The organism is Nocardioides massiliensis (assembly GCF_030811215.1).
Lineage (GTDB): Bacteria > Actinomycetota > Actinomycetes > Propionibacteriales > Nocardioidaceae > Nocardioides_A > Nocardioides_A massiliensis.
Window position 1 is genome coordinate 3,002,517 of sequence record NZ_JAUSQM010000001.1, and the last position, 16,722, is coordinate 3,019,238.

Below are 16,722 nucleotides of genomic sequence, written 5' to 3' on the forward strand. Positions count from 1 at the left end.
GTGCCCACCTCATCACGCCTGGTGTCCCACGCTGAAGTCGTGTCCCCAGTAGCTGACGGCGGTGCTCTCGCGAGCGACCCACTTCTCGTCCTCGACGGTCAGGCCCTCGGTGCCGTACTCGACGTCGAACCCGCCCGGTGACTTCACATAGAACGAGACCATCTGGTCGTTCATGTGCCGCCCGAGGGTGGCGCTCAGCGGCGCCTTGTAGCGGCGTACACGCTCGAGCGCGCGGCCGACGTCGTCGAGCTTGGCGACCTCCATCATGATGTGCACGCAGCGTGCCGGGTTCGGCATCGGCAGGAACGCGAGCGAGTGGTGGCGCGGGTTGCAGCCGAGGAAGCGCAACCACGCGGTGGAGCCGGGCTCCTTGCCGACGAACTCGCCGGGCATCCGCATCGAGTCGCGCAGGCGGAACCCGAGGACGTCGGTGTAGAACGCAAGCGCCGCCTCGTCGTCGGTCACAGGCAGCACGATGTGGCCCAGCCCCTGCTCACCGGTGACGAAGGTCTGGGCGTACGGCGTGACCAGCGGGCGCGACTCGTAGGTGATGCCGCAGAACAGCTCCCACACGTTGTCGAAGGGGTCGCTGAAGCGGATGAAGCCCTCCACGCGGCGCTCGGCGCACTCCTCGGCCGAGCCCTCGACGACGTCGACGCCGTGGTGCTTGAGGTGGTCGACCGCGGCGAGCAGGGCACGCCGGTCGGCGACCTCCCAGCCGGCGCAGCCGAGCCGGTCGTGCTCGGAGGGCTCGACGACGATCCGGGCGGAGACGTCGTCCATACGCAAGTAGAGGTTGTCGGGGTTGGGGCCCTTGACCTCGACGAGCCCGAGGACCTTGCCCGCGAAGGTGCGCCACGCGTCGAGGTCGGTGCTCTCGACACGGACGTAGCCCATCGATCGGATGTCGATGCCGGCCCCGACATTGTGGGTGGCCGTCTGCTGGGTCATCACGCCTCCTGGGGTCGTGGGGTGCGCTCGCGGTGGCGGGCCAGGAAGGACAGGGAGATCTCGGCGAACTCCTCCGCTGCTTCGATCTGTGCCCAGTGTCCGCAGTTGGGGAACACGTGCAGGGACGCCTTCGGGATCAGCTTGAGCGCGGCGAGCGCGCCGTCGAGCGGGTTGACCCGGTCCTCGCGGCCCCAGGTCAACAGGGTGTGCTTGCGCAGCCGGTGCGCCTCGCGCCAGAGCATGCCGTCCTCGGCGGTCTCCGGGTTGAAGAACGACCACCCCATCGACTTCATCGCCTCGAGCGAGCCGGGCGCGGTGGCGTCGGCGAACCGCTCCTCGACCAGCTCGTCGGTCACGAGGCTCTGGTCGACCACCATGGTGGAGATGAAGGCGCGCAGCGCCTCGCGCGTCGGGTTGGCGCTGAACTCCATCAGCCGCTTGACGCCCTCGGTGGGGTCGGCGTGGAACAGGTTGAGGCTCAGGCCACCGGGACCCATCAGGATCAGCCGGCCGACGCGGTCGGGATGGGACAACGCCAGCCGCATCGCCGTACCGCCACCGAGACTGTTGCCGAGCAGGTGCACCTTGGCAATGCCGAGCTCGTCGAGGAGCGCGACCACGTGGTCGGCAGCATGCCGGTAGAAGTTGCCCTCCACCGGCGGCTTGTCGGACGCGCCGAACCCCGGCTGGTCGACCAGCAGGGTCCGCAGGTGGGCGGCGAAGTGCGGCAGCGCCGGGCCGAAGTTCGACCACGCCGAGGCGCCCGGGCCGCCGCCGTGCAGCATCACCAGCGGCAGTCCGCCTGCGAAGGCCCCCTCCTGCTGGTCGAGCACCTCCCCTGGGCGGTCGAGCGGAGTCGAGACCCCCGCCTCGTAGTAGTTGAGCGTGATGCCCTTGACCTGCGCCGTGCGGCGCGTGCCGTCCTTGGAGAAGTCGGTGGTGTGGTCGGTCACTCAGTACATCCCCGGGTCGATCTTGTGGCCGAACTCGTGCGCGCCGAACATCTGCAGCGCACGCTCCGGGTCGTTGGCCGCGTGCACCCGCCCGGCGTGCGCGTCGCGCCAGGCGCGCTGCAGGTAGGTGCCCTCGGCCAGTGCGCGTCCCCCGGAGGCCTCGAACAGCGCGTCGATCGCGTCGATGGCGCGCTGGGTGCCCAGCACCTGGTCGCGACGGACCTTGAGGCGCACCCGCAGCGGGATGGGCTCGCCCTTGGCGACGTAGGCCTGCTCCTCGCGGATGTTGGCCACGAGCAGCGCCCAGGCGGCGTCGATCTCGGAGGAGGCACGCGCGATGCGCACGGCGGCGAACGGGTCGAGCGAGGCCTTCTCCCCGAGGTACGCCGCGCGGACCCGCTTCTGCTGCATCTCGACGTGCTCGGCGTACACCCCGTCGGCCATGCCGATGATCGGCGTGGTGATGGTGCCCGTGAAGACCGAGTGGAAGGGCAGCTTGTAAAGGTCGGAGGGGTTCTGTTCCTGACCCGGGCCGTAGCAGCGGCCGGTGTCGCTCATGGAGAGCGTGAACGCCTCGGGCACGAACACGTCCTCGACCACGATGTCGTTGGAGCCGGTGCCGCGCAGTCCGACGACGTTCCAGACGTCGACGATCGTGTAGTTCTCCCGCGGCACGAGGAAGGTCTTGAAGTCGATGACGTTGCCGTCGCCGTCGAAGACCAGACCGCCCAGGAGGACCCAGGAGCAGTGGTCACAGCCGGAGGAGAAGCTCCACTTGCCCGAGAGCTGGTAGCCGCCGTCGATCTTGGTGGCCTTGCCGGTCGGGGCGTACGACGAGCTCGCGCGCGTGGCGGTGTCGCTCCCCCACACGGCCTGCTGCGCCTCGTCGGGGAAGAGGGCGATCTGCCACGGGTGGACGCCGACGACCGAGGAGATCCAGCCGGTGGAGCCGCACGCCCCGGCGATCATCTTCACGGCCGTGTAGAAGTCGACCGGGTCGGCCTCCAGGCCGTCGAAGCGGCGCGGCTGCAGCAGGCGGAAGAACCCGGCCTCCTCGAGCTCCTTCACGCTGGCTTCGGGGACAACGCGCAGACGCTCCGCGTCCTCGGCCCGCTCCCGGAAGTTCGGCAGCAGATCACGGACGGCGTCGAGTACGGCCTGGGACATCGCACAGCTCCTGTCTGGAGGGTTACCGGGCAATACTAGAACACGTTCTCGTTTCGGTCGACAACACGCGTTGATCGGCGCGCGAGGCGACGCGGATCCCCCGTCCGTCCGGACTAGAACCTGTTACATTTTCCGCCATGACGGCAGTTGCTGCGGGCGCTTGGCCCGCCGAGGTCGGAACCGAGGTCGACGTCATCGTCGTAGGCGCCGGAGCCGCTGGGATGAGTGCGGCGCTGAGCGCGGCGACGCGCGGCCTGCGCACCGTGCTGGTGGAGAAGGGCGCCCACTTCGGCGGCAGCACCGCCCGCAGCGGCGGCGGTGTCTGGATCCCGGGCAACTACGCCCTGCGCGAGGCCGGCCAGGCCGACCCGGGCGACATCGACCGGGCACGCGAGTACCTCCAGGCCATCGTCGGCGACGAGGTCCCCGCCGTACGCCGCGACACCTACCTCGACCGCGGACCCGAGGTGATGGACTTCCTGAAGTCCCGCACCCCGCTGCGCTTCCGGTGGGTGCCCAACTACGCCGACTACCACCCCGAGGCGCCCGGAGGCCGGCTCGCCGGACGCTCGGTGGAGCCCGTGCCGCTGGACGCGCGCTTCCTCGGCGACGAGCTCGAGCGCCTGCACCCGCAATACACCAAGGCCCCGGCCAACATGATCATCACCCAGGCCGACTTCCGGAAGATCAGCCTCGGCATGCGCACACTGCGCGGGCCGTTGACGATGGCCAAGGTGATGGCACGCCGCATGGTCAGCCTGCTGCTGCGGCGCCGGATGTATGCCATGGGCAACGCGATCGCGATCGGGCTGCGCAAGGGGGTGTCCGACGCCGGCGTACCGGTCGTCTACGAGGCGCCGTTGACCGAGCTGCTGCTCGAGGACGGGCGAGTCGTCGGGGTCGTCGTCGAGCACCAGGGCGTACGCCGGGAGGTCCGGGCCCGCAAGGGGGTCATCCTCGGCACGGGCGGCTTCGAGCGGAACCTCGAGCTGCGGGAGAAGTACCAACCGAAGCCGACCTCGGTCGAGTGGACCACCGGTTCGCAGTACAACGACGGCGGTGGACACCTCGCCGGCATGGCACTGGGCGCCGACGTGGCGCTCATGGACGACTCCTGGTGGGGTCCGACGATCCCGCTTCCGAGCGGACCGTGGTTCTGCCTGGCCGAGCGCAACCTGCCGGGCTCGATCATCGTCAACGGCGCGGGCGAGCGCTTCATGAACGAAGCACTGCCCTACGTCGAGGCGGTCCACGAGATCTACAAGGGCGAGGCGACGGGCGTGCAGCATGTCCCGGCCTGGATGATCATCGACCAGCGCTACCGCAACCGCTACCTCTTCGCCGGTCTCGCGCCGCGTCAGCCGTTCCCGGGGCGGTGGTACAAGAACGGCACGATCAAGAAGGCTGCGACGCTGGAGGAGCTCGCCGGCCAGATCGAGGTGCCGGCGGACGCGCTGCGCGCGACGGTCGAGCGGTTCAACGGCTTCGCGCGCACCGGTGTCGACGAGGACTTCGGCCGCGGGGAGTCCGGCTACGACCGCTACTACTCCGACCCGACCGTGAAGCCGAACCCGTCGCTGCACAGCATCGACCAGGCGCCGTACTACGCCGTCAAGATCGTGCCCGGTGACCTCGGGACCAAGGGCGGGCTCGTCACCGACGAGCGCGCTCGGGTCCTGCGTCCGGACGGCTCGGTGATCGAGGGGCTGTATGCCGCCGGCAACGTCTCGGCGGCCGTGATGGGGCACACCTACGCGGGACCGGGAGCGACCATCGGACCGGCCATCGTCTTCGGCTACCTTGCCGCGGAGGACTGCGCCGCCCAGGAGGACGCAGCCGCTGCCAGCGAAGGGATGAGTGCCTGATGCCCATCGACCCCAGTGTCGCGATCGGCGCGTCGACCGGTGAGAAGACGTTCCGGTGGGACGAGAGCGACGTGCTGCTCTACCACCTGGCCGTGGGTGCCGGATCCGAGCCCGGGAGCTTCGTCTCCCCCGACTCCCTGCGCTACACCCTCGACGACGACAACCTGCAGGTGCTGCCCTCCTTCGCCGTCGTGGCCCCCACTTTCCACGAGACCGACCCGCCGCCCCTCGACCTGCCCGGCTGCGACATCAACCTGTCCCAGGTCGTCCACGGCGCGCAGACGATCACCGTCCACGGTCCGGTCCCGACCTCCGGCGAGGCGACCCTGCGCACCCGGATCACCGATATCTGGGACAAGGGCAAGGCCGCGGTGATCTGGCAGGAGGGCACCGCCGTGTCCCCCGAGGGCCAAGAGCTGTGGACGGTCCGCTCCTCGATCTTCGTCCGGGGTGAGGGCGGCTGGGGTGGCGACCGCGGCGAGAGCACCGCTGTCGAGGTCCCGGACCGCGCGGCCGACGCCGACGTCTCCTACGCCACGACGCCCAACCAGGCACTGCTCTACCGCCTGTGCGGCGACCGCAACCCGCTGCACGCCGACCCCGAGTTCGCGAAGGGCGCCGGCTTCCCGGCCCCGATCCTGCACGGACTCTGCTCGTACGGCGTGGTGCTCCGCCTGGTCACCGACGCGCTGCTCGACGGCGACACCAGCCGGGTGGGCTCCTTCACCGGTCGGTTCGCCGGCGTCGTCTTCCCGGGCGAGACCATCCGGGTGCAGGCCTGGGACCAGGGCGACGAGCTGGTCGTCGCGGCCAGCATCGCAGGCGGGGAGCGCGACGGATCGCCGGTTTTGGCCGACTGCGTCGTGACGAAGGCCTGACGCCGTGGGGTTCCGCCGCCGTCGGCTCCTCACCGCCGCGGCCGTGGCCAACACGTTCCGGCCGGCCTACGGACTGCGCCCCGGAATCCCGTCGATGTTCGTCGGGTGGATCGCTGCGGAGCTCGCGCCTCACCTGCTGGCGCTGACCGCGCTCGACACCGTCGGGCACGTCACCGCCGCAAAGCGGGCCGGTCGACCGGTCGACGGGCTTGGCACGGCGCTCGGCCTCGGCGCCGCGGCCGGGTTCGCGATGATCATCAAGCAGTCGCAGGACGCGCGCGAGGAGGTCGACGCCGCGCTGCGTGAGGGCCTGGGCGCGGACTACCGCACCCGTCTCGATCGGGAGCCGACCGACCTCGACCTCGCGACACCATGGCGCCAGGTGCTGATGCCGTTCCGGATGCGTGACGACGCCGTGCGGGTCGCGCGCAATATCGCCTACAGCGACGCCGGACGCCGGGGCCTGCTGGACGTCTACCGTCCGGCCGACCGCCCCGTCGAGGGGGCGCCGGTGCTACTGCAGGTGCACGGCGGCGGCTGGGCGATCGGCAACAAGGACCAGCAGGGCATTCCGCTCATGCAGCACATGGCCGCGCGCGGCTGGGTGTGCGTCTCGATCAACTACCGCCTGAGCCCGCGCGACGCGTTCCCGGCGCACATCATCGACGTGAAGCGGGCCATCGCGTGGATCCGTGAGCACATCGAGGAGTACGGCGGCGACCCGTCGTTCCTCGCGATCACCGGTGGCTCCGCCGGCGGGCAGCTCGCCGCGCTCGCCGCGACGACGCCCAACGATCCGGCGTACCAGCCGGGGTTCGAGGACGCCGACACCAGCGTCGACGCATGCGTGCCGTTCTACGGCGTCTACGACTTCGCGGGCGTCACCGGGCGCAACGCGCGCGACATGCGCGACAAGTTCCTCGCGCCGCGGATCGTGCAGCAGACCTACGCCGACGCCCAGGATGTCTTCGAGCAGGCCTCCCCCATCCTGCGCATCACCCCGGACGTGCCACCGTTCCTGGTCATCCACGGCGCGCACGACACCCTCGTCTCGGTCCGCCAGGCCCGGAAGTTCGTCGAACGGCTGCGCGAGGCGTCGAAGAAGCCGGTGGTGTACGCCGAGCTCCCCGGCACCCAGCATGCGTTCGACGTCTTCCCGTCGATCCGGTCGGCCCACGTCGTGCGGGCCGTGGACCGGTTCCTGCACGTCGTCCTCAACGACGCCGACGGGCCGCGGCCGGCTGACGCGCCGGACTGAGCCGGGCTGAGTTCGCACGCGGACCGCTCCGGTCCTCGTGCGGTACTACCGTCCCTCCATGACGACACTCTTCGAGCAGTGGCCGGACCCGCCCCACAGTGCCGGCAACGAGGCCGAGGCGGTCCTCGGGGCACTCGAGCGCCAGCGCGCCACCTTCTGGTGGAAGGTCAGCGGGCTCGACACCGACCAGCTCCGAACCCCGCACCCTCCGTCGGAGTGACCCGGGCTCGCCTGCTCAAGCACCTCGCGCAGGTCGAGGACAAGCTGGCGTGCGTGGTTGGCGCGCAGCAGGCCGCGGAGCCGTGGTTGGCGCAGCGCCAGCACTGGTCGCCCGACGCCTGGGAGTGGACCTGGCGTACGGCGCACGACGACTCCGCCGAGGAGCTCCACGATCTGTGGACACGCTCGGTCGCACGGGCGCGCGACGTGCTGGCCGACGAGCTCACCCGTGGCGATCTCTCGCAACCGAGTGCGCTCGGCCCCTGGCCGGATGGGCAGAACGCCAACCTGCGCCGCGTCGTGCTCGACACGCTCGAGGAGTACGCCCGCCACGTCGGCCACGCGGATCTGATCCGCGAGGCGGTCGACGGACGCGTGGGTGAGGATCCGGAGACCTGGCCGCCGCAGTAGTGTCGATCGCCGTCGCCTTCGGGCCCGTTTCAGCCGGCGCGGGCCAGTGCACGGAATCGGCCTTCGGCGTGCGTCTTCATCCGGTGGTGTCGTCGGCACAGGACCTGCAAGTTGGCCGGTGAGGTCTGCCCCGGTGGCCCGCCCTCGTCGGGCGGGACGTAGGGCTCCACATGATCGAGGTCGCAGGCCCGCGCGGGCCTGGTGCAATGGGGTGCTTGGCAGTGCGCATCGCGCAGGATCACCTGCTCGCGCATCCGTGGCGGTGGGTCATGGCCGTCGACGGCATCCTCGGCGTCCATGTTGATCACCGGCGTGACCTTGATGTCGCGTCGGCGCAGCCACTGCTCCACCAGATCCAGGGTCATCGCGCCGTAGCGCTCGGCACGCGCCCCGTGATCGGTGCTTGTTTCGGTGTTGACGCGCTTGGCGAGGTCGCCGAACTCGATATGCACGTAGAGCCGTCCGGCTCTGGTCGGTGTCGTGGTCGCGGTGTCGAGCAGCTCGGCTGCGGCGTGGGGGTCGGCCAACATCCCGAGCGCGGTCGCGCGGTGGTGCTGCCACGGCTCCGGATCCCGCCCCTCGGCAGTCAGCTGAGCGGCCAGGATCCCGGCGACCTTCTCGACCATCGCCTCCAGCGCCTCGGCATCGGGAGTGTCCAAACGAGCGTGGACCTCGGTGAACGCCGGTGAGTCCCCAGGAAGCGGCGGGAGGACGAACATCCCCCGGCCGTCGGACTTCTCCGCCTCCAACCGAGCGGCTTCCTCAGGGTCGAGAGCAAGGAGTGCCTCGGTGATCAGCTCCAGCGCGGTGGCCTTGTTGATCGCCCGTCTCGTGGATGCGAGCAATTCGTCGACCTTGGTGACGATCGCGAGGTCGAGCTTCAACGTCTGCCCGGCGACCTGCCGGGCACGCCACGCCTCCACCTCACCGGCTTCCAGGCGTTCCCACAGCTTCGGCAGGCGGTAGCGCAACTCGAGCGAATGCGACATGAGCACGATCCCGCTGTCCGGGCTCATTCCCAACGCCGCCGCTAGCTCCAAAGGGGCGTGCTCGTGCACCGACGGCGCACCCTCGCCGGCCACGACGATCCGGTTGGGACGGTCCCGGTCGGTGTTGTCAGCCGTCCGGACGCCCGGCATCGTCTCGTAGGACTCTGCAAGACGGACGGCAAGCAGGACCTGGTCGCTCTCCCAGCGTCGCATCAACAATCGGCGTTGCTCGACCACGGCCAGCACCTCGACCGCACGCAGCGCACCGAGCTCGTTGCGTGCGGTGAAGGTGAGCTCTTCCTCGACATGTGGCGGCACCACCTCTGGGCGCTCGCCGCGGGCCTCCGCGGCGAGGTCCGCCAACAGCCATTCCGGACACGCCGGCGGCAGCTGCCCACCCTCGTCGACCGGCTCTCGCGCCTCGTCGAACTCCCCGATCTGATCCATGGATCCATCGTGGACCACGCCACCGACAGTCCCCGGGTCTCGACGTCGCTCGAACGCCGGCGTGGGGCGCTCGGCCGACACCATCGGGCGCGGCTCGCGCGCGTCGGCGGCCTCGTGCGCCTCGTCGAACTCGCCTCTCCGATCCATGAATCCATCGTGGACCACGCCACCGACACTGATGATGCTCGGACGCTCATTCCGTCGGGGCCACGGGCCTACTCCAGGTCGAAGACCTTCATGACCTCGTCGCCGTAGTCGTTGATCACCTTGACCGCGATCCGCCCACTCGCGGGGCGGGCGAACGGCCGGGAGGTCGTTCCATAGAGCGACGCCCACGCGTCAGGGTCGATGTCCGCCTTGAGCGCGGTCTTGAGGCGCTTGTAGGGGTCGCCTCCACCCGTGAAGTAGCAGTGCCGGACGAAGAAGCTGTCACCGTTGTAGTCGGTGTCGATCATCCACAGCGCGATCTGACCGGTGTCGTTGCTGCGCACCTCGCCGGTGGTGGGGTCGTAGACGTCCACACCGTTGAGCTCGACGACAAGGTCGTCGCCGTCCTCGCGCACGTCGATGTCCGGCTCCCCGAAGACGGTGAAGAGGTTCCCGGCTCCCGTCTTCTTGAGGTTCTCCCCCATCAGCAGGTCGACGTTCATCCGGACGAACAACAACTTGATGCGCCCGAACGAGCGCTCGCCGGCGACCTCGGCGAAGCCCTCGCTCGAGGTGTCGACGGTGACGCCGTCCGCCTCAGTAACGTCCGCTGTCTGGGCGTCGAAGGCGAAGCCGAGAAGGCACAGCAGGTCGATGTCGCCGGCCTTGATCGCTTCCCGTACGGCGTCCTTGGCGAACTTCTGGCTCACGGTGCCGTACTGCGGCCCGATCGCGATGCCGACCCGGGTCTGCTCGCCGGTCGAGCCGCCACCGTTGGTCGAACCGCCACCGTTGGTCGAGCCTGTCGAGACCCCGACGGCCTGGATGTAGAGACCGGGGTAGGGATCGACGCTGTCGAACTCGATCCGCTCGGACTTCCGCCCGTTCTGCACCCCTGCGCGCTGCAGGTTCTCCAGGATTGACTGCTCGAAGTTCGGCGCGTCCGGCTGCTCGGCACCGTCCTTCTCCGTCTGCGACTCCTGGTCGTCCGGTCCGCCGGCGAAAGCCAGGCTCCGGTGCGGGCTCAGGCTCTCGACGGTGAACGGCCCGGTCACCCGCACGACGTTCATGTCCTCGTAGGGCTTGTCGTAGAGCAGCTCGAAGTCGGCGTGCCGCTTGATCGCCTCGTCGATCTCCTCCCTCGTCATTCCCTCACGGATGTCGGGGTTGTTGGCGATCGACTTCAGCGTGATGTGCTGGACGCGCTCGTAGACGAAGCCATGCCGGATGTCGTTGCCGACCGGCGCGGGTGGGAGCGGCTTGCCCGTGGCCTTCGCCTCCGCCGCGCGTCCGGCCTCGGAGTCGGCGAGGAGATACATCGGGTAGCGCGCGCCCATCAGCCGCTGGCGAGCCAGAGCCAGCGCCACACGCGAGGTGTCGATGGTGATCCACCGACGTCCCCACTGCTCGGCTACGTATGCGGTGGTGCCGCTGCCGCAGGTAGGGTCGAGCACGAGGTCGCCGGGGTCGGTAGCTAGCAGAACACAGCGCTCGATGACTTTCGTGTTCGTTTGAACGACGTAGAACTTATCGTCGGTGAAGTTGCCAGTGCCTGTGTCCGGCCAGAAGTTCGTACGCGCCTGCCACGGGAAGTCGTCGGCATATCGCCGATATCGAATGCTCGTCTTTGCGACGTGGATCCGGTCGGCCCAAGCCAGTCTTTGCATTCCGGCAGGAAAACTCGCCTTCCAGTGCGAGTTCGCTCCCGGAACATAGGTACGTCCGCGGAAGTCGAACGGTTGCGGCTCGTCCGCCGCCCCCTGGGACTGCAGATCGCCGGGCGCATACAGCCGGCCACCGGCAGGGACCGTCCCCTGGTCAGCCTTGCGCAGTGAACGACTACTGCCATCTGGCAAGTGCACCCAGCGGTACGCCGATCGATCAACGGCCGGTGCCCATAGCGGCCGTGACTTGAGTGCGTCCTTGTTTCGAGCGAACCACAGGATGTAATCACCGTTGCGTCCCAATGCCGTGGCCTGGGTGAATCCGCTCGTTGTCGCGAAGGAGATGAGACTGACGAAGTTCTCGCTCCCAAATACCTCGTCCATCAGGCTCCGCACGAGATGCACGTTCTCGTCGCCGATCTGCACGAAGCACGAGCCCGACTCGGTAAGCAACTCCCGCGCAACCAGCAACCGGTCGCGCAGGTAGCTGAGATACGAGTGGATGCCCAGCTCCCAGGTGTCGCGGAACGCCTTGATCTGCTCGGCTTCGCGGGCGGCGTCCTCGACCTTGCCGTCCTTGACGTCGCGCTTGCGCACCGACGCCTGCCAGTTGGAGCCGAACTTGATGCCGTAGGGCGGGTCGATGTAGATCATCTGCACCTGACCGCGGAGCTCTTCGCGCTCGGCCAGCGACGACATCACCTGCAGGGAGTCCCCGAGGATCATCCGGTTCGACCAGTTGGTGGAGTGTCGATAGAAGTCGACGAGGTCAAGCTCGTCGAGACCGTCGAAGGTGTCGAAGAGCGCGAGCTCGGGCTCCTCCTCCGGACGCGCTGCTGTGCGCCGGAGGTTCTCGACCAGCACCCGCGGATCGATCTTCTCCTGGATGTAGATCGGCGGGGCGTCGACCGCGAGTTTCGCCGCGTCGGCGACGGCGGTGGCGGACTCGTCACCGTACTTGCCCTTCCACACCAGTTGTGGGTCGAGCGCGATGTCTCGCTCGAGGAGCAGCTGCCGCCGCTCCTCGACCTCGGGCGTGACGAAGTCCTGGGCGTCGGCCGTCGGGATATTCGGCTCTTCTTACTTGAGGTGGGGGCTGGTGAGTCCGCCGCCGATGAGCAGCATGCGTAGTCGGTAGTTGTCGCGGTTGCGGAACCCGCGGGCGACGCGGCGGTGCAGCTCGATCAGTCCGTTGACCGCTTCGGTGCCGCCGTTGTTCGAGCGGCCAGTGTCGAAGTAGGCCAGGAACGCGGTGCGCCAGCGCTTCAGGGTGCGGCCCAGCCGGGCGATCTCCGGGACGGGGCAGGTCGGGAACGTCTCGATGATCTTGGTGGCGATCTTCTTGCCCTCGGCGGTGTCGCGGTGGCGGTAGGCCGAGCGCAACTGTTGGGCGCAGGACCAGGCGAGGTAGACCTGCAGGTGGGCCTCGTTGGCGGCGATCGCGTTCTCGAAGCGGGTCCACTGCTTGTCGGTGAGCTTCTCGGCCCCGGCGCGAAGAAGCTTCGAGATGCCGTAGAGCGGGTCGCCCTTGCGACCACGGTGGCCCAGGGTCTCTTGCTGGACCCGGCGCCGGCACTCATCGACCGCGTTGGTGCCGAGCTTGACGATGTGGAAGGCGTCGAGGACCGCGACGGCGTCTTGGAGCTTGTCGTCGATCGCCGTCTTGTAGCCCTGGAACGGGTCCAAGGCGGCGACCTTCACGCCCGCCCGGAAGCCCTCGCCACGTTCGTCGAGCCAGTCGGCGTAGGCCTTCCCCGACCGGCCCGGGACCAGGTCCAGCAGCCTGGCGCGGACGCGTCCTTGCTGGTCACGGGTCAGATCGACCATCCCGGTCAGCTCTTTCGGTCCCCGGCCGCCGTCGGTGATGGGCTTGGTGGAGACGTGGTGCCAGATGTGCTCATCGACCCCGAGGGTGGCGACGTCGGCGAAGCGATCCTCATCGGCGGCCATCTGTTCGAGCAGCGGCTTGATCGAGCGCCACACGGTGCGCCACGTCGTGCCGAGCTGGCGAGCCAGACCGGCCACGGACGCGTGCTCACGACGCAGCTGGGCGATGGCCCACCAACACGCCCGCGTGGTCAGCAGCGCACGCGGAGCGGCGAGCTGTGCGTGCTGCTCGGTGAACCCCCCGACCTCGCAGGTGGGCTCGGCGCAGCGCCAGGTGCGCTTGCGCCAGATCAGCTGGACCGGGCGGCCGAAGCAGGGCACGTCGACCAGGACCACGTCGCGGCGACCGCGGCTGTGGGTGATGACTCCGCAGACCCGGCAGCCCATCGGCGAGGGTGCGGACTCCACCACGACACGCAGCCGCTCACCGCGCTCGGCGACCTCGAGGACGTGGAAGCCCTCGAGCCCGACGAGCAGATCACAGCGCTGGCAGTAGGAGGGATCAGGACATGAACGCGCGCGGGAACACGCCGTAGGCTCGGACACCGTCGAGGCCTTCCGGTTGGGCAGCTTGGTCGCTCCCGATCTTGGAAGGCCTCGACCCCTTCTCGCCCTCAGCTCACCGCCGCGAGTCGCTCACACCCACCGCAGGTACGAAGAGCCGGATATTCGTGCGCTTGTGCCCGTGGGTGATCGACTCGACCGGCGTCGGGCTGCCGGACGTGCGCTTACGAGGCGGCATTCTGTCCTCTCCTGCTCGCTGCGTGCCGATCGAAGTCGGCGCGGTCCGGGTCGCCGACCACGGCGCCGTCGTCGTCGTACAGTCGTTGGATCGCGTCGTTCAGCCGGTCCTTCGCGGTCACTGGGTCGGTGACCTCGAGATATCCCCAGCGGCCGAACCCGCCGTGGTTGTTGACGGCCACGCACCAGGTGTCACGTGCGGCGACGACCTTGCGATCGATCTGACCCGGCGTGGCGATGCGCTTCTGCCCGCCCGAGACCTCGACCACGAGGTTGCGCGCGACGTCGCCCTCCCGCTGCTTGAGCCGAAGCAGGAAGTCCGGCACGTAGTCGTGGCGCTTGCCCTCGTGGACGTAGGGGATCTCGAACCCGAGGTGATCGTTCTTGACGTAGGCAGCGACGTCAGGATGCTGCTCGGCGTACGTCGCCAACAGCTGTTCCCAGGTGTTGCCGTCCGGTCCGTCGAGCACCACGTGGCTCACCTCGCACCGATCCGGTTCGGTCACGACGCACGGTTTGCGCGTGTGGAAGCTGACGCGGGCCGTAGACCCTTCCGGCTCGAAGGCGTGCAGGATCGGTCGCAGCCGTGGGCGGACGGCCGCGTGGCGCACCAGCGCGCCGTCGATCGCATCCGCGGCTTTCGCCTGCCACTGGACGAACTCCGTGAGATGGGCGAGTGCGTAGCCCTCCTCGACGACCACCGCGCGGTCGATCCACTCCCGGCACAGCCGGACGAGCTCAGGGAAGAGCCACGGGCGTACGTCACCCTCCCCGCGCTCGGTGCGGAAGTGGGTCGTCAGCAGCCGCTTCGCGAGGTGGAAGGCGACCGTCTGCGGTCGGGCGGCAGCGGGCGCGTCCTCGATGCGCTCAGCTGACCCCACGACGCCGGAGATCTCGGTCCAGCTGGGGATCGTCTCCGGCCCGATGACGAACGGTTCGACATCGTCGGGCAGGTAGAGCTGCCCCTGCTCCGGCAGCTCGAGCCGGTAGCCGACCACACGCGGGAAGGTGATGCGGCTGCGCTCGCGCCCTGGGACGGTGTGCACCAGCGTGCTGGGCTTCGGTGGCCGCTCCGGCCCGACCGGCTTGTCCGTGGGGATGAACGCGAACGGCACGCCGTAGACGTTGGCGTACTCGGGCTCGAAGAACCCATCCTCGTTGACGTCGTAGGACCGCCGCCGCAGTCCCCGCCCGACGACCTGCTCGCACAACAGTTGGCTGCGGAACGCGCGGATGCCCAGGATGTGGCTGACTGTGTTGGCGTCCCATCCCTCGGTGAGCATGGCAACCGACACCACGCACCGGACCTGCTCGCCCAGGCGGTCCTTCTTCCCGACGGTGTTCATCACCTCGCGCAGGAGGTCCTCGTCGGTGATGTCGTCGGTGTTCGCACCGGGGTTGCGCACGCGCAACTCGGCCTTGAAGGCCTCGATCTCCGCCGCGGCCGCGTCCTTGAAGTCCTTCTTCATCGCCTCGCCGGACTCGAGTTGGGCGCTGTCGACGAGGATGGTGCGGGGGCGTGCGAGCGGACTGCCGTCCTCGACATTGCTGAACAACGGCAGCTGACCGGACCGCCAGGTCCGGTGGCCCTCCTCCCCGACCTCGTGACCGGCGATCCAGTCGTAGACCAGCTTCGAGACCGCGGTGTTGGGACACACCACGATGAACACCGGCGGGGTGTGCCCGAGGGGTTCGAGCGACTCCTGCCAGTGGCGGAACGACTGCTCGTAGGAGCGGTACAGGCTGCGCAGGGCGCCGACGAGCTCGTCGGGGTAGGTCCAGTTGCTCGCATCGATGTCTTTGCGGTTGCGCCGCGGCAGCGACTTGCCGATCCGCTCCCAGAGATCGAGATAGGTCACGACGTCATGCGCTGCGTTGTCGTCGACCGGCGTGCGCGGCACCTTGACGATGCCGGCCTCGATCGCATCCATCAGCGAGAAGTCACTGACGACCCAAGGGAAGATGAAGCCTTCCTTGTGGCCGGACCCCTTGAGGTAGAACGGCGTGGCACTGAGGTCGTAGACCGTCTTCACGCCGACCTTGCGTGCGATCGCCTGGATGCCTTTGAACCACACGCGCGCGTCGGCGTTGCGGTCGCGGTCCTCGGCATCGGGATCCTCGCCCTCGATGGTGATGGGCTTGTCCTGATAGCAGTGATGCGCTTCGTCGCTGATCACCACGATGTCGCTCTGCTGACGTCCGCTGCCGACGCCCCACCCGCGCAGCACCCGCGACACCATGGCGTCCTCGGTCTCCCGGAACGGATCAGGCTTGCCCGCGGTGAGGATCCTCCGCGTTGTGGAGGAGACCCCCTTGATCTCCTTCGCGTCCCGCAGCAGGAACTGGTGATAGTTCACGACCAGCACCTGCGCCTTGCCGAGCAACGGCCGCAGGTCGGGTGGAATCAGGTCTCGGGCGTCGTAGTAGTTGTCGGGATCGTTCGGTTGCAGGACGCGCAGCCGGTCGCGGATCGTGATGCCAGGGGCGATCACCAGGAACCGGCGAACGAACCGCGCGTCCCGCGGATGCACCACCTTGTTGAGGGTGTGCCAGGCGATCAGCATCGCCATCACCACCGTCTTGCCGGACCCGGTGGCCATCTTGAGGGCGACCCGCGGCAGGCCCGCGTTGTGCTCGGTGTTGATCTCGGCCAACTGTCCACGCCAGTCGCGGTAGCCGTGTCTGCGTCCACTCACCTCGGCGAGGAAGATCGCCGTCTCGGCCGCCTCACGCTGCGCGAAGAGGACGCGGTTGTCCCGGTGCTCGTCGGCCCAATGGAGCAACAACTTCCGGCTCGTTGCGGTGACGCCGTCGTAGCCGCGGGCTCGCCAGAGTGCGATTTCTTGCCGCAGCTCGTTGATCAGGCTGTTTCGTTCGACCTGCTCATGTGTGAGCGCGAGCGCCTCCTGCACCGAGGAGTCACGCCCCCGCCCGCCCTTGCGGACCGGAGCGACCGGGATGAACGACTCACTGGGTCGCCTGCCCTCGAGCGCTTTCCCCGTCGGACCGTGGAGTCCGATCTCGAAGTACCGAGACGGCACGTCGTACGGCCCGTTCAGGATCGGGTTCGCCAGCGTTGCCGGATCCCCGACAGCCTCCGTCCTGCTCCCGTCACTCATATGTCACACACGATACGCAATGCATT

General features: G+C 68.7%; 12 protein-coding genes. 5 read left to right on the plus strand and 7 right to left on the minus strand.

Annotated features, from left to right (window positions below; genetic code table 11):
* Positions 1 to 12 precede the first annotated feature (12 nt).
* The 3 genes from hsaC to hsaA are packed head-to-tail and all read right to left on the minus strand — an operon-like array spanning position 13 to position 3,071.
* Positions 13 to 951 (minus strand): iron-dependent extradiol dioxygenase HsaC, encoded by a 939-nt coding sequence (gene hsaC / locus J2S59_RS14940; RefSeq protein ID WP_068120520.1) that lies wholly within the window; start codon positions 949 to 951, stop codon positions 13 to 15.
* Entirely contained in the window at positions 951 to 1,904 is a 954-nt protein-coding gene (gene hsaD, locus J2S59_RS14945) for a 4,5:9,10-diseco-3-hydroxy-5,9,17-trioxoandrosta-1(10),2-diene-4-oate hydrolase (RefSeq protein ID WP_068120519.1), read from the minus strand. The genes hsaC and hsaD overlap by 1 nt, the downstream gene beginning before the upstream one ends.
* Positions 1,905 to 3,071, minus strand: a complete 1,167-nt coding sequence (gene hsaA / locus J2S59_RS14950; RefSeq protein ID WP_068120515.1) for a 3-hydroxy-9,10-secoandrosta-1,3,5(10)-triene-9,17-dione monooxygenase oxygenase subunit — start codon at positions 3,069 to 3,071, stop codon at positions 1,905 to 1,907.
* A gap of 137 nt (positions 3,072 to 3,208) precedes the next feature.
* Between hsaA and kstD the strand changes: the two genes are divergently transcribed.
* From kstD to J2S59_RS14975, 5 genes are read left to right on the plus strand one after another with little or no spacing between them, the layout of a single operon-like run.
* A complete protein-coding gene (gene kstD / locus J2S59_RS14955; RefSeq protein WP_068120513.1) occupies positions 3,209 to 4,936 on the plus strand; it encodes a 3-oxosteroid 1-dehydrogenase in 1,728 nt (575 codons plus the stop codon).
* On the plus strand, positions 4,936 to 5,814 hold the full coding sequence (gene chsH3 / locus J2S59_RS14960; RefSeq protein ID WP_068120511.1) for an enoyl-CoA hydratase ChsH3: 879 nt from the start codon (positions 4,936 to 4,938) through the stop codon (positions 5,812 to 5,814). The genes kstD and chsH3 overlap by 1 nt, the downstream gene beginning before the upstream one ends.
* 4 nt (positions 5,815 to 5,818) lie before the next feature.
* A complete protein-coding gene (locus J2S59_RS14965; protein WP_068120508.1) occupies positions 5,819 to 7,072 on the plus strand; it encodes an alpha/beta hydrolase in 1,254 nt (417 codons plus the stop codon).
* Between the two features lie 58 nt (positions 7,073 to 7,130).
* Positions 7,131 to 7,292, plus strand: a complete 162-nt coding sequence (locus tag J2S59_RS14970; protein ID WP_220138432.1) for a DinB family protein — start codon at positions 7,131 to 7,133, stop codon at positions 7,290 to 7,292.
* Positions 7,289 to 7,702: a mycothiol transferase gene (locus tag J2S59_RS14975; protein ID WP_220138431.1), complete on the plus strand. Its 414-nt coding sequence runs from the start codon at positions 7,289 to 7,291 to the stop codon at positions 7,700 to 7,702. The genes J2S59_RS14970 and J2S59_RS14975 overlap by 4 nt, the downstream gene beginning before the upstream one ends.
* 29 nt (positions 7,703 to 7,731) lie before the next feature.
* On the opposite strand, the gene J2S59_RS14980 is transcribed toward J2S59_RS14975, so the two are convergent.
* From J2S59_RS14980 to J2S59_RS14995, 4 genes are all read right to left on the minus strand, one after another.
* A complete protein-coding gene (locus tag J2S59_RS14980; protein ID WP_068120507.1) occupies positions 7,732 to 9,285 on the minus strand; it encodes an HNH endonuclease signature motif containing protein in 1,554 nt (517 codons plus the stop codon).
* Between the two features lie 68 nt (positions 9,286 to 9,353).
* A complete protein-coding gene (locus tag J2S59_RS14985) occupies positions 9,354 to 11,921 on the minus strand; it encodes a site-specific DNA-methyltransferase (protein ID WP_306825253.1) in 2,568 nt (855 codons plus the stop codon).
* Positions 11,922 to 12,029: 108 nt separating this feature from the next.
* A complete protein-coding gene (locus J2S59_RS14990; RefSeq protein ID WP_220138607.1) occupies positions 12,030 to 13,382 on the minus strand; it encodes an ISL3 family transposase in 1,353 nt (450 codons plus the stop codon).
* A 182-nt stretch (positions 13,383 to 13,564) separates the two neighbouring features.
* On the minus strand, positions 13,565 to 16,696 hold the full coding sequence (locus tag J2S59_RS14995; RefSeq protein ID WP_306825254.1) for a BPTD_3080 family restriction endonuclease: 3,132 nt from the start codon (positions 16,694 to 16,696) through the stop codon (positions 13,565 to 13,567).
* Positions 16,697 to 16,722 lie beyond the last annotated feature (26 nt).